We start from the raw sequence: 13,101 nt of genomic DNA, 5'->3' as shown, positions 1-13,101 counted from the left end.
ATCTATATGATATATAACTTCAAACAACGTCTCCACAAGATTCTAAGTATTGCTTTGCCCTCTGGAGGAAACTCTTTACTTGATATTGCTAATATCGCCATAGGAATGTATTTTATTGCCCATATTTCGCCAGATTCTGAAGTTACAAAGCATAATATCGTGGCACTCGGGCTTGGTATGAGCTGCTGGATGTTTCTTTTTGCGCTCACAACTATTTTTTATGTGGGTACAAATGCGCAAGTCTCACGCGCATTTGGGGAGCGAAATAACCTTAAAACAGGGCAGATTCTAAGCACAATGAGTATCGGGGCTGGGCTCTGCTCTATTCCTATTTATGCTCTTGCATATATGAGTAATGAGTTTTATTTTAACTGGATGGGCGTAGGTGGAGAAACTAAAGAGCTAGGTATGTTGTATTTGAATTGGATTTTTTATGGCATTCCCGCACTTTTTCTTAAGACAATATTTATCTCTGCTCTTTCAGCCATTGGGGATACAAAAAGCGTTTTTTTTGTAAAAATCATCGCCACAAGCTTAAATATTATCCTTAATTTTATGCTTATTTTTGGGGTGCAAGGGCTTGGTATCCCACCATTTGGGATTATGGGGGCTGGCATAGCAAATGTCATCATCACTTATTTTGAATGTTTGATTTTACTTGGAATTCTCTGTGGGCTACACCATCATTTGACATTTTTACCCACCTTTAAATGGCAGATTCTTTACAATGGGTTGTGCATTGGTATTCCCTCTGGTATTGAGCGAGGTTTGACAATTTTCTCCCTTGTGCTGATTACAAAATTTATGACTGATTATGGTTTGGAAGTCATTGCAGGATTTCAAATTGGCTCAAGGGTGGAGAGCTTCATTTTTATGCCCGGCTTTGGATTCCAAGTGGCAGCAATGGCATTAGTTGGACAAATGCTCGGTGCAAGGCGATTAGACTTAGCAGAATCTTTTATCAAAACAATTTTGCTTATCTCATCAGTGGTTATGGGCATATTAGGCATAGGGCTATGCGTGCTAGGCAAAGAACTCTCCGCAATTTTTAGCACAGAAGTGGCAGTAATTGAGTATTCTTTTGATTATCTCCTTGCAGTAGGGCTTTCTCAAGTGCCTCTTATTTGTATTTTCGTGCTTGATGGGGCATTGCGAGGAAGTGGTGCGACAAAGCTTTCATTATGGATTAACACAGGGAGCATTTGGATTCTAAGAATCCTCCCGATGTGGCTGTGTGTGCATTATGACATTGCTGTGGGATATATTTTTGCTATCATTTGCTGCGAAACATATTTACGCGCAGGAATCTTTGGCTTTGTTTTTTATAAAGGTTTATGGAAAAAATACATCGCACAATTGTAAAATAATAAAGATTATATCTCTTCACACTTTCATTACAATCAATTAAGGGCTTTTTAAATTTCTCAATGTTATGATAGCATCCGCTATAATGTATAGATTTGGCGATATTTTATAAGGATGGTGTAGCAATGATTTTCACAATATACTGTTCTCTTATAGCTTCTAACTATAGAATGGGGGGGGGGGCATAAACTAAAATTTTGGACGTTTGATTTTGTCCTTTTCTTAAAAAGATAGGACAAAATGCTCAAATATCTTCTTAAGAAAATTCTACCACATAAAGCTCAGTATTTACTTCTCTACTATAAAAATCTTTATATTACTCGTTTTCAAAATAAATCTTACGCTCAACAAGGTGAAGATTTAATCCTCCAAGAAATGCTAAATAATATACAATATGGCTTCTATGTTGATGTGGGAGCACATCATCCTTTCAGATTTTCAAATACTTATCTTTTCTACCAAAAAGGTTGGAAAGGCATCAATATTGATGCTATGCCAAATTCTATGAAACTTTTTAGTCGCTTTCGCCCGCGGGACATAAATATTGAATGTGGTATAGCTTTGAATGGGGGGGGGGGATATGATATATTATAGTTTTAATGAGCCAGCACTCAATGGCTTTACCCCTATTTTAGAAAACAAATATAAAAATCATCCACACTTCTATTTGGTAGAAAAAATTCCTATGCCCGTAAAAAAACTTGAACAAATTCTTGATGAATATCTCCTCCCTAACCAACATAGAATTGATTTTTTAAATATTGATGTTGAAGGACTTGATTTAGAAGTTTTACAGTCAAACAATTGGCTCAAATATCGCCCCGGAATTATACTTGTTGAATCCTGGGAGAGTGATTTTGAAAATATCTATAATAATAAAATATATACCTTTCTTGCTACACAAGGCTATAAACTTTGTGCCAAAACATTAAATACCCTAATTTTCAAGAATCAACAATGCTAGCGCCTATTGTTCTTTTTGCCTACAATCGCCCAATTCATCTTCAACAAACAATTAAAAGCTTAATTGCAAATCCTTTAAGCAAAAAAAGCCATCTCTTTATTTATGCTGATGGCATCAAAGAAAATGCTACAATAGAATCAAAACAAGCCGTATCAAAAGTGCAAGATTATATTCAGTCACTCAAATCTCTTAATACAACACAAAAATTCTTTAACTCCATTACGATAAAACACGCTAAACACAATCTTGGATTGGCAGACTCTATCATTAATGGAACAAGCGAAATTATGCATCAGTTCGGTAGAGCAATCATTCTTGAAGATGATATTGTTACCTCGCCTGTATTTTTGGACTATATGAACGCAAGCTTGGAACAATACAAAAATAAACACAAAGTGTGGAGCATATCTGGGTGGAGCTATCCAATAGAAGTGAGTGGCTTGGGAGATTGTTATTTTTGGCGAATTCCTCATTGTTGGGGTTGGGCAAGCTGGAATGATAGGTGGATACACTTTAAACGCGATACATCTTGGGCATTAAAGAACTTTGATAAAAAAGATATTGACTATATTAATCTTGATGGTGTGGCTCGTTACTTTGAGCATCTCATTGCCAATCATCAGGGAAAAATCAAAACTTGGGCAATTTTTAACTACCTTATCAGCTACAAACATTCTGCCCTTACGCTTTGTCCAAACATATCATACATCAAACAAATTGGCTTTGATGGGAGCGGGATACATTGTGGAAAAGAAGGAAATATATATAATCCTACCCATATTAATATAAAATTCCCAATTACTTATCCCCATAAAATTATAGAATCTCATCTTGCACTAGAGCGCATCAAAGCCTTTGAGCAATCTATTCGTAAACCATTACACACAAGAGCGTACTCAAAAATGCTTAATCTTTCCTCTATTTTTACACAAAAAGCAAAAAAATTAATGGGGGGGGGGGCAGAACTAAAATATTTCTATACTCAGTATCATAATCTGCGAAAGGCGGCATAATGTATCAAATTATGTCAGAACCTTATATTTGCAAAAATCCAGTTTTGCTCCTTTTTTTTAATCGTCTTGATACTCTCACTCAAACACTCTCCCAACTTGCTAAAGTTAAACCCCCTAGAATGTATCTTGCAGGTGATGGAGCAAGAAATGAAGAAGAACATAATAGAATAAAAGCTATACGCGAATTTTTACTTCAAAATATAACGTGGGAATGTGAAATCCATACCCGTTTTTTAGATTATAACTTAGGGTGTAAAATGGCTGTTTCTTCCTCTATTACATGGTTTTTTTCTTGTGAATCTCAAGGAATCATTTTAGAAGATGATTGTTTGCCAAATATAAGTTTCTTCCGCTTCTGTGATGAATTATTAGAAAAATATAAAATGCAACAAAAAGTCTTTATGATAAGTGGCTGGAGTGCGTTAGACTTTGCCCAAAATCCTTCAGTAGAAACACTCTCCCCAAAAGCACAATTACAAGAAGATTACTATTTTTCAAAATACAATCATATTTGGGGATGGGCTTCTTGGTCAAGAGCATGGCAAAACTATCAGCTTGAACTTGATACCAATGAGTTTAAAATACTAAATAATTTTTGCTCAAAAAATGAGAAAAATAAATGGTATAAAATTATTAAGAATTATGCTCAAGGAAAAATAGATACTTGGGATTATCCATGGACATACAGCATTTGGAAAGCAAATGGTTTATGTATTTATCCAAAAGCCAATATGATTTTAAATATTGGTTTGAACAGGGCTGATGCTACACATACTACTGGAGATTCTAAATTTGCTTCTATGCCTACTTATGAACTAAGTTTCCCATTAAAACATCCTACAATAATCAATCAAAACAAGGATATTGATAAAGTAAATTTTAAGATTATTTTTGATGTAACACCAATTTATAAGCGGCTCTACTCGAAATGCAAAAAATTTCTAATAAAACTCACCTGTAAAACAAAAAGGAAAGAACAATTATGAGAACAACAACATATAAACAAGCCAAACATAGCGGTGAAATATCTCAAGAAATCCTTGTTTATCCTTCAGAACCTATTCTTGTTTGCGCAGAAGGTATAAAACACCTTGATAAATCTACACAGCAAGATATGGGGGGGGGGGGATAATGAAAAACCTCATTATAATCTCGGTAATAATCCAAGCTTTTGTGATATCTCTGGTTATTTGCATCGTTTTTTTCGTCCTTATATCCACCTTACGCTTGAATGTTATGTAAGAATTTTACCTTTCGGATATTGTTATAGTAATGACGAGATTATTTTTACTAAAAATAAAAAGGTTGTTATCTCACATACACCACTTCGCATCCATCCATTTGTAATGATATATGATGGCAATAAATTTAAATATATTAAAGAATCTCTGCGCTTATTAAAAAAGCAAATTAAATTCTATATTAAAACTATTTTTACTCAAACCTCTCAAAATTCTATTGCATTACTTTCGCGTCAAGTAAGCAACAACTACGGACACTTCATTACAGAGACTATTGCTGGACTTTATCAGCTTAAACTTGCAAATATTGAGCCTGATTACTATATTTTACCACTTGATACACCTTTTCAGACACAAATGTATGAAATTTTGGGTATCAATAAAGAACGTATTATCCCATCTTACCCGTCCCGCCTTATCCATGCAAAAAAGTTAATTGTCCCTACACCAATTGCAGATTATGAAATTGTTGAATATCGTCCTGGCTACACTCATTTTCGCTCATTTGTCTTGCCTTATTTTGTATATACAATGTATGACAAATTATGTCCTCACTTATTGAACACTACATCAACTAAACCTAAGCGCAAGCTATTTCTTACGCGTCCAATCAATTCTAACCGCAACATACTCAATTTGCAAGAAATAGAATCTATTTTGACAGAATATGGCTTTGAAATTATTTTGCCCGATAATTTAAGCGTAAGTGAACAAATAGCCACCATTTCTTCTGCAACACACATAATAGGTATGCATGGAGCAGGATTAGATAATCTTATCTTTGCAGAAAAAGATACAAAAATGCTTGAAATATTTTCACAATACTATCACGATGCATCTCCACAAATGAAGGCGTTAGCGCGAGGTCTCAAGTATTATTATATTGTAGGCAGCACACCTAACATATCAATACACCCGCAACAAGAATGTGTTTATTTGTGCCCAAAAAAATTAAGAATGGCTCTTAAGAAGTTTTTGTAATCTTCTTATATCGTAGTGATTTGTATCCTTGTGTCATTCTTGACAAAAAGGTAGCGTTATACTATAATAGCGGCTTTTGTGTCGGGGCGTAGCGCAGTCTGGTTAGCGCACTTGGTTTGGGACCAAGGGGTCGAAGGTTCGAATCCTTTCGCCCCGACCATTTTTAAGTTTTCCTTATGGTGGGTGTAGCTCAGTTGGTTAGAGCATCAGGTTGTGGCTCTGAGGGTCGTGGGTTCGAGCCCCATCTCCCACCCCATTTTTTCAAACTTATGCGTTCGTAGCTCAATTGGATAGAGCACCAGACTTCGGATCTGGGGGTTAGGGGTTCGACTCCCTTCGGGCGTGCCACACTTATAATTCTAGTTATACAAGCAAAAATTGCAGTCAAATAATTAGGGGAGCTATGACAATAAAAATTTTGCAAATGATACTTACAGGAATGTTTTTTCTCGCTTGTGAAGGCAACAAAGAGGGCGAGAAAACACCCTTTGAGGGCTCTAAAGTGCAAGGAGCACAAGAAGTTTTATCAAAATCTGCAAAAATACTAGAGAATGAAAAACGAATTTTAAGCTTAGATGAAGTGCTTAAAAATCTCCTCAAAGAAGAAAAACTTGATAACATTAATTCCCTCACTCAAGAGCAGTGTGAGAACATTAAAAGCATTAATGAAAATTATAAAATTCAAACAAATGAGGAATTTATAGAAGAGCAAAGCTGCACCTATGCACAAATCCAAGTGTATAAAGCTGATATAGTAAGACAAATACACAATCACCAAATAAGCACCGATACACATTCATTAGATTCTCTTTTACATTATAAAATAATCGCTTATTTGAGCATAGACAAAGAAGAATCTGTGGCAGTGCGCGATGAACTAGAGTTTGAAATAAATAACGATTCGTTGTGGGGTAGAAATGTCTGTAACCGCTTTGATGGGCTAGAATTTGAGGCAAGTTGCACATTATATATGTCAATTTTTGATGATTTAGCACAATATATAAAAAAGAAGCAAAATTTAAGTGAGACACAAATGCAAACTTATAATGATAGCTTTGAAAACATCACAAGAGACGCTCTTATACACCTTGATGAGGAAGCAGCAGATATGCCTTAGCACTTCATTATGTTATATCAAGTTTAAATAAAGACTAAACGCCGCACTTTTGGGCAATATAATGCACAGCCGCAAGCGTATTTTCGCACAAAGGCACATTGAAAGATTCCATATCGTCCCTCTTGCCAAAGCCACATAGCACTCCCACAGCGTTAATATGCGCATTTTTAGCAGCACTCAAATCAAGCGAGGTATCGCCTATCATAAAGATTTTGTGATTATTAATGCCTTTTTGCGCTGCACCCAAATGCTCTAATGCCTTTAAAATTGGCTCTGTATGAGGTTTGGGGAATCTCACAGATTCTATGCCGATTATATCATCAAAATACTCCCACACGCCAAGCTTTTGCAAGAGAATCTGCGAAAAATCCCCGCGCTTAGTCGTTACAATGCCAAGATTTGCAAACTCATACGCTTTGATAATCGCCTCTTTGGCAAAAGGAAGCAAATGTGTGCCCTCCTCCATAAGTACGCGATAGTGGATTCTATAAGCTTTGACATATTCTTGCACTTCAGAGCGTGCCACGCCATTTTGCACAAACATATCCTCCAAAGTATGCCCGATAGAGTTTTTGACACATTCAAATGCAGGAAGCTCTGCACACATTGTTTTATAAGCCTCACAAAAGCTCATATAAATAGCCTGTGTGGAATCTATAAGTGTGCCGTCCAAATCAAAAAGGATAATGGCAGTTTTTTGCTGCAAACTTATCATCTCTTATGCTCCTCCCCGCCTTTTCATCTCTACTCTACTTTTTAGAATCTAAAATCTAGGAATCTTTAAAAAAATACACGCGTTAGGGCATATCCAAGAAGTGCAAATATATATGACACCACGCTTGTGAAAATAAACAAATAGGCGATATATCGCTTTCCACCCGCTTCCTTGCCAAAAACAATGCTTGCTGCAAAACAAGGATTATAAAACATAATAAACAAAATAAATGCAATCGCGCTAGGTAAGCTGATATGCTCTTGGAGTACATCACGCAATGGCGTAGTATTGTTTTCATCTATATCATCGCCAAGTGCATACAACACACCCATACTTGATATAATTGTCTCCTTTGCCAAAAGCCCATTAAGAAGTGAAACAGAAAGTTTCCAATCAAAATCCATAGGCGCAAATACAGGCTGTATAAACTGCCCTATGCGTCCTAGATAACTTTGTTCCACAAGTGTAGCTTGATAATGATGCTCTACATCATCTAATTGCGCTTGCAAGGCAAGAAGGGCTTTTTTCTTATTTTGCTCACAGGGCAAATCTTGTATTTGGGATTGGCTCAATTTTATAGAATCCACAGCAGCACTGGATTGCTCATAGCATTCCATATTGATTTTTTCAATTTGTGCCTTTATGAGATGTGTAGATTCTATCATTTGCTGCTTTAATGCCTCATTTTTGGGGAATTGTGTGCCAACCCAAATCACCACTGAAGCAAGCAGTATAAAAGTCCCTGCTTTTTTGACATAGCTCACTGCCTTATGCCACACACTAAAAGTTATAAGTCGCAGGGTGGGCAGACGATATTTAGGCATTTCCATTACAAAAGGTTCATCATCACCCTTAAATGCAGTAAGCTTTAGAATCTTTGCCATACATAGCCCCACAAGTGCACCAAAAATATAGATTCCATACAGCACATTTCCAGCCATTTGCGGTGCGAAAAAAGCGCCAATGAAAAGCGTATAAACAGGCAAACGCGCGCCACAACTCATAAAATTAATAATAAAAAGTGTGAGCATTCTATCATTATGATTTTTAAGCATTCGTGTGCTCATATACGCAGGGACAGAGCAACCAAAGCCTGTTACAAGCGGTATAAAACTCTTGCCGTGCAAACCAAATTTATGAAAAAATCCATCAAGCAAAAATGCAATTCGCGCCATATATCCTGTGCTTTCTAAAAACACAATGCCACAAAAAAGTATCAAAATATGAGGCAAAAAGCTCAACACTGCTCCAACACCTGCAATAATCCCACCAGAGAGCAAAGAAGCAAGAAATGAGAAAGGTAAGTGCTCCTCTATCCACGCACCAATATCTGCTGCACTCTCCTCAATCCATACTTTAGGAAACTCCCCGACATAAAAAGTAACTTGAAACAAAAGCCACATCAAAAACAAAAATATGGGAATCCCAAGATATGTATTCAGCAAAAGTGCATCAATTTTTTGTGTGAGAGAGCGCTCAAGCGGAGCAGAAATACGACTAGATTCCATACTTGCGCCTTTTGCAAAGCTAAGCGCATCATTATTTAAAATATCACGCACATTATTTTCACCACTTTGAGTATAAAGTCTTTGGATACACTTTTGCGTATATTCACTTAATTCTACCCAACAACCCTTATCGTGCAAAGCTCCGCTCACAAAACTATCTTGTTTAAGAAGCTTAATCGCTATATCACGCAAACTTTGCAAACCTCTGTGCTTTTGAGCCAATAACATCTGCACATCAGCATAATGTTTTTGGGCTAAAAATGTGTGCATATTTGAAATTTCTTCTTCTAAGAAATCAGTATAGACACGCTTACTTGCTTTAGGAGCGAGAGTGGCGACATTGATAAGTGTATCAAGGAGAAGCTGCATATTCTCCCCACGCAAAGCCGATACACTCACGCACTCTACGCCTAATATCTCTCCCAAAAGCGCATTATCAATGTCAATACCCTCTTTTTTTGCCTCATCACTCATATTTAATGCTAAACACATACGCGAATTAAGCTCCAAAAGCTGCGTTGTGAGGAATAAACAACGTTCCAAATTTGTAGAATCAAGCACATTTAAAATCACATCATACTCTTCGTTTTCTAAAAACTGCTTTGTTAAACGTTCCTCAAGTGAGTAATCATTGAGTGAATAAATGCCGGGCAAATCAATGATGCGCAGATTATAGCCCTTATAGGCAAGCTGTGCTTCAGATTTTTCAATCGTTACGCCTGTGAAATTTCCTACTTTTAAATGCACACCACAAATTTTATTGATTAATGAACTTTTCCCAACATTTGGTTGCCCTACACACACAATCGTAATTGGTTTCATTCTCTATCCTACTCTTTAAATCATATCATTTTAGCTGAGTTTGTATCTGAAGTCAATAAAATTAATATTTATTCTTAATTGCTTTAAAATGCTAATTTCATACCAAGATTAACATTTGTCGTATGTGGATAATATCTTTGTGCTCCTCCGTGCGTGTTAAGCACATTTAAAAGTGCGCTTAAGTGCTCTGTGAAGCCAAAATCAAGCAAAAGATTCACTTCATTTACTCTATCATAGGGATTGCTTATGTTATCAATTCTTGGAGCACGAAACTTTGTGCTGCCATACACTACTGCAAAGCTTACTCTATCAATGGCAAACATTACTTTGCCATACCATAAACTTGCATCTACCCCTTCAAGTAAAGCTCTTCCACCCCACATAAAAAATGGACTTATGCTATTGCCAAGTGTATTGAGCGAACCCCAACCGACATTTGCCCCACTCCCTACAAAGCCACCACTTGCTTCAGCCATATCTTTTACGCCCACATACACTTTAATATCAGTATTGTATCCATTACCATTTTCACCATTGAATCTGCCATAGTTTTGCTCAAAACTTGTGCTAAAATGTCCGCTCAAACCAATATAAGATTGTGAGCTCTCATAACGCGCCATAGCCTTTATACCTGTTGCATAAAAAACTTCCGGATTGGCAATGCCATAAACTTTAAAACTCACTACATCGCCAAGATGATATTTTAAGCTCATTTGCGTAAGTCCTAATGCACTATGAGGATTTACATCATAGAATCCTGTCATTTTATTATATTGCACATACCCATTATTTTTTGCCCATAACGCTTCAATAAGCGTATTTGGCAAGGAGCGATTACGCACCCACAACCCATCAATAAGTCTATCTGCCCATTCAGAATCCACAAACACACGCCCTACTTTCACACTTGTATCGCCATCAAAATATTCCACATAAGATTGCCCAAGCATTGTGCGATGATTCGTATAAAAATCCCTAGAAGCATCGCCCTGCCCATAACGATTAGGATTATTTAAAAGTGGCTCATTATTCCACTGCGAATGCTCATTATGCTCATACATAACGCCTAATGCACGAAAACTCACTGCCACGCGTAAATATTTCCAAAATGCAGAATGATAAGCCAAACCTACGCTACCCACCATATATCCGACATCTTCAATATCAGATTTTCCATTATTTTTGCTATTAGTATAGTTACCATAAAAGGTAATATCGCCACTTGAAATACCATTTTCTAGTGCCTCATCAATGCTATCATAAGCCCATATATTGCTATAAAAGAGTGCGAGCAAAAACAGATTCTTAACTTTCATTTCCTCCCCTTAAATCCATAAATTATCAAGCAAACGCGTTTGCCCCACCTTTGCAGCAATCAAAAATATGCTTTCATTCTCCACAATATGTGTGATGGGCTCAAGCTTATGATTGCAAAATTGTGCATAAAAAAGCGTAATATCCTCACTCTGCAAAGATTGTAAAGCCATTGCTCTAAGTGTGGCAACTTCTCTCTCTCCTTGAAGAATGCTCTTTTTTATAAGCATAATCGTGCGCGGGATACACAAAGCCTTTTGCCTCTCACTCACGCTTAAATAGACATTACGCGAACTCAAAGCCAAACCATCACTATCTCTTTGTATTGGACAAGGCACAATCTCAATATCCAAAAACAAATCACACACCATTTTTTGCAAAATAAGCACTTGTTGTGCGTCCTTTTGTCCAAAATACGCACAATGAGGCTTAATCAAACAAAAAAGTTTAAGTACCACTTGAAGCACACCTGCAAAATGTGTCGGTCTATCAAAGCCCTCCAAAATATATCCCATTTTCTTTGGTGCAAACAATCCTACCTCATCATCATCATACATATCATCTACATTTGGGGCAAAAATTGTGCTCACTCCCGCCCTCTCACAAAGTGCTATATCTGCTTCCAATGTGCGTGGATAAGCACCAAAATCCTCATTTGCTCCAAATTGCGTAGGATTGACAAAAATAGAAACTATTGTGTAATCATTCGCCGCTATTGAGGCTTGTATAAGACTTAAATGTCCTTGATGAAGTGCACCCATTGTAGCTACAAAACCCACCCTTTTATCATTTGTGATTCCTGCGCGATAATCTTTCATCTCACAAATGCTCTGTATAATTTTCACTTTTGCTCCATTATATTTTTATCTGCATTGATAACACTATTTATCTTTACAAGCCAAGATTCTCTCTACAACGCCAAGAGGATTACTATCTTTATAAATCGGACGCCCAATAACAACAAAATCACTTTGTGAATCTAGTGCATCTTGCAATCTTGCCACGCGCTTTTGGTCATTGGCATTCTCACCAAAAGGGCGAATGCCCGGCGTAATGGTTAAAAATGTGCTGTGAGTTGCTTTTTTGATTGCCAAACTCTCTTGCGTTGAGCACACCACCCCATCAATACCTGCTTGAAAAGCTAAAGAAGCAAGTTTGAGCGTATGGGAAAAAAGTGAAGCATTATAAATCTCCATAAAGCCCTCATTATCAAAACTTGTAAGCGCACTCACCCCCACGATTAAGGGCATATTATGCTGATTTTCTTTCAGTTTTGCAATCGCCCTCATCGCCTCAAAACCACAGCTTGTATGAATGGTAAGCATATCAATACCTAGCTTTTGAGCCTCCATAATCGCATCAAGCATAGTATTTGGAATATCATAAAGCTTCAAATCAAGGAAGATTCTATAATCACCATACCTTTTAAGCGATTCTATACCTTGTATGCCATCGCGAATAAAGCTTCGCAATCCTACTTTAAGCCATATGTCCTGCTTTTGAGATTGAGAGAGAGAATCTAACTCTTGAAGCAACATAAGATTATCCTGCAAATGTGGATTATCAAGGGCGATACATAATTTCATTTATGATTCCCTGCCTAAAACATTATTTGGAATATCTTGTGTTGTAATTTCACGCTTTGACTTTCTTGTATGTGCCTTACTAAGTGCATCAAGCACACCATTTATAAAGCGCGGTGCATTGTCTTCGCCACCATAGATTTTCCCAAGCTCCACTGCTTCATTAATCACCACGGGCGTATCTGTATCGGTATAGAGAATCTCAAAAGCTCCAAGTCTTAACATTGCGCGTTCCATTCCACCAAGTCGTGAAAACTCCCATTCCTTTAAATAAGGAGCAATGCACAAATCAATGTCAGAAAGATGTGTTATCACGCCCTCCAAAAGGCAAAAGGCAAAATCTTGCTGCTTATTTTTAATCTTTTTTTCCTCAAGCATACTCCGCGCCACTTCAAGAATACTCTCATTCCCTACATCATAGGCATAAAGCATACCAATAACTGCCTCTCTCGCCTGTGTACGTGTCGCCATAGATTAC

General features: G+C 37.0%; 14 protein-coding genes and 3 tRNA genes. 11 read left to right on the top strand and 6 right to left on the bottom strand.

Annotation, left to right across the window (positions count from 1 at the left end):
* Positions 1–6: 6 nt before the first annotated feature.
* The 11 genes from OQH61_RS02220 to OQH61_RS02170 all read left to right on the top strand — a co-directional run bounded on the left by OQH61_RS02220 (position 7) and on the right by OQH61_RS02170 (position 6,681).
* The gene (locus tag OQH61_RS02220) at positions 7–1,362 is read left to right on the top strand and encodes an MATE family efflux transporter (protein ID WP_266025622.1); all 1,356 of its coding nucleotides are present in this window, start codon (positions 7–9) and stop codon (positions 1,360–1,362) included.
* Between the two features lie 243 nt (positions 1,363–1,605).
* Positions 1,606–1,959, top strand: coding sequence for an FkbM family methyltransferase (locus OQH61_RS02215; protein ID WP_266025621.1), 354 nt, complete (start codon positions 1,606–1,608; stop codon positions 1,957–1,959).
* Positions 1,946–2,329 (top strand): FkbM family methyltransferase, encoded by a 384-nt coding sequence (locus tag OQH61_RS02210; RefSeq protein ID WP_266025620.1) that lies wholly within the window; start codon positions 1,946–1,948, stop codon positions 2,327–2,329. Before OQH61_RS02215 ends, OQH61_RS02210 begins: the two co-directional genes overlap by 14 nt.
* Entirely contained in the window at positions 2,323–3,342 is a 1,020-nt protein-coding gene (locus OQH61_RS02205) for a hypothetical protein (protein WP_266025619.1), read from the top strand. The genes OQH61_RS02210 and OQH61_RS02205 overlap by 7 nt, the downstream gene beginning before the upstream one ends.
* A complete protein-coding gene (locus tag OQH61_RS02200) occupies positions 3,342–4,328 on the top strand; it encodes a methyltransferase FkbM (protein WP_266025618.1) in 987 nt (328 codons plus the stop codon). Before OQH61_RS02205 ends, OQH61_RS02200 begins: the two co-directional genes overlap by 1 nt.
* Complete coding sequence (locus OQH61_RS02195) at positions 4,325–4,474, top strand: hypothetical protein (RefSeq protein WP_266025617.1); 150 nt, start codon at positions 4,325–4,327, stop codon at positions 4,472–4,474. The genes OQH61_RS02200 and OQH61_RS02195 overlap by 4 nt, the downstream gene beginning before the upstream one ends.
* Complete coding sequence (locus tag OQH61_RS02190; RefSeq protein WP_266025616.1) at positions 4,434–5,564, top strand: glycosyltransferase family 61 protein; 1,131 nt, start codon at positions 4,434–4,436, stop codon at positions 5,562–5,564. The genes OQH61_RS02195 and OQH61_RS02190 overlap by 41 nt, the downstream gene beginning before the upstream one ends.
* An 82-nt stretch (positions 5,565–5,646) precedes the next feature.
* Positions 5,647–5,724: transfer RNA gene (locus OQH61_RS02185), tRNA-Pro, on the top strand.
* A gap of 19 nt (positions 5,725–5,743) precedes the next feature.
* Positions 5,744–5,820, top strand: a tRNA-His gene (locus OQH61_RS02180).
* Between the two features lie 15 nt (positions 5,821–5,835).
* Positions 5,836–5,912: transfer RNA gene (locus OQH61_RS02175), tRNA-Arg, on the top strand.
* A 55-nt stretch (positions 5,913–5,967) separates the two neighbouring features.
* On the top strand, positions 5,968–6,681 hold the full coding sequence (locus OQH61_RS02170) for a hypothetical protein (RefSeq protein WP_266025615.1): 714 nt from the start codon (positions 5,968–5,970) through the stop codon (positions 6,679–6,681).
* 34 nt (positions 6,682–6,715) lie between these two features.
* Here the strand turns inward: OQH61_RS02170 and OQH61_RS02165 are convergent, their stop codons facing one another.
* The 6 genes from OQH61_RS02165 to nusB all read right to left on the bottom strand — a co-directional run bounded on the left by OQH61_RS02165 (position 6,716) and on the right by nusB (position 13,094).
* Positions 6,716–7,396: an HAD family hydrolase gene (locus tag OQH61_RS02165; RefSeq protein ID WP_266025614.1), complete on the bottom strand. Its 681-nt coding sequence runs from the start codon at positions 7,394–7,396 to the stop codon at positions 6,716–6,718.
* A 65-nt stretch (positions 7,397–7,461) separates the two neighbouring features.
* Positions 7,462–9,726, bottom strand: a complete 2,265-nt coding sequence (gene feoB / locus OQH61_RS02160; protein WP_266025613.1) for a ferrous iron transport protein B — start codon at positions 9,724–9,726, stop codon at positions 7,462–7,464.
* Between the two features lie 83 nt (positions 9,727–9,809).
* A complete protein-coding gene (locus OQH61_RS02155; RefSeq protein WP_266025612.1) occupies positions 9,810–11,042 on the bottom strand; it encodes an Opr family porin in 1,233 nt (410 codons plus the stop codon).
* A 9-nt stretch (positions 11,043–11,051) separates the two neighbouring features.
* Positions 11,052–11,885, bottom strand: a complete 834-nt coding sequence (gene panC, locus OQH61_RS02150) for a pantoate--beta-alanine ligase (protein ID WP_266025611.1) — start codon at positions 11,883–11,885, stop codon at positions 11,052–11,054.
* 36 nt (positions 11,886–11,921) lie between these two features.
* On the bottom strand, positions 11,922–12,626 hold the full coding sequence (gene pyrF, locus OQH61_RS02145) for an orotidine-5'-phosphate decarboxylase (RefSeq protein ID WP_266025610.1): 705 nt from the start codon (positions 12,624–12,626) through the stop codon (positions 11,922–11,924).
* Positions 12,627–13,094 carry a transcription antitermination factor NusB gene (gene nusB / locus OQH61_RS02140; protein ID WP_266025609.1) on the bottom strand — a complete coding sequence of 156 codons (468 nt, stop codon included), beginning with the start codon at positions 13,092–13,094 and terminating at the stop codon, positions 12,627–12,629. It lies immediately after the preceding gene.
* Positions 13,095–13,101: the final 7 nt, after the last annotated feature.

This window comes from Helicobacter sp. MIT 21-1697 (assembly GCF_026241255.1).
In the GTDB taxonomy this organism is placed as follows: domain Bacteria; phylum Campylobacterota; class Campylobacteria; order Campylobacterales; family Helicobacteraceae; genus Helicobacter_C.
The sequence above is the reverse complement of the archived record's forward strand: the minus strand, read 5'-3'. Positions and strand labels throughout refer to the sequence as shown.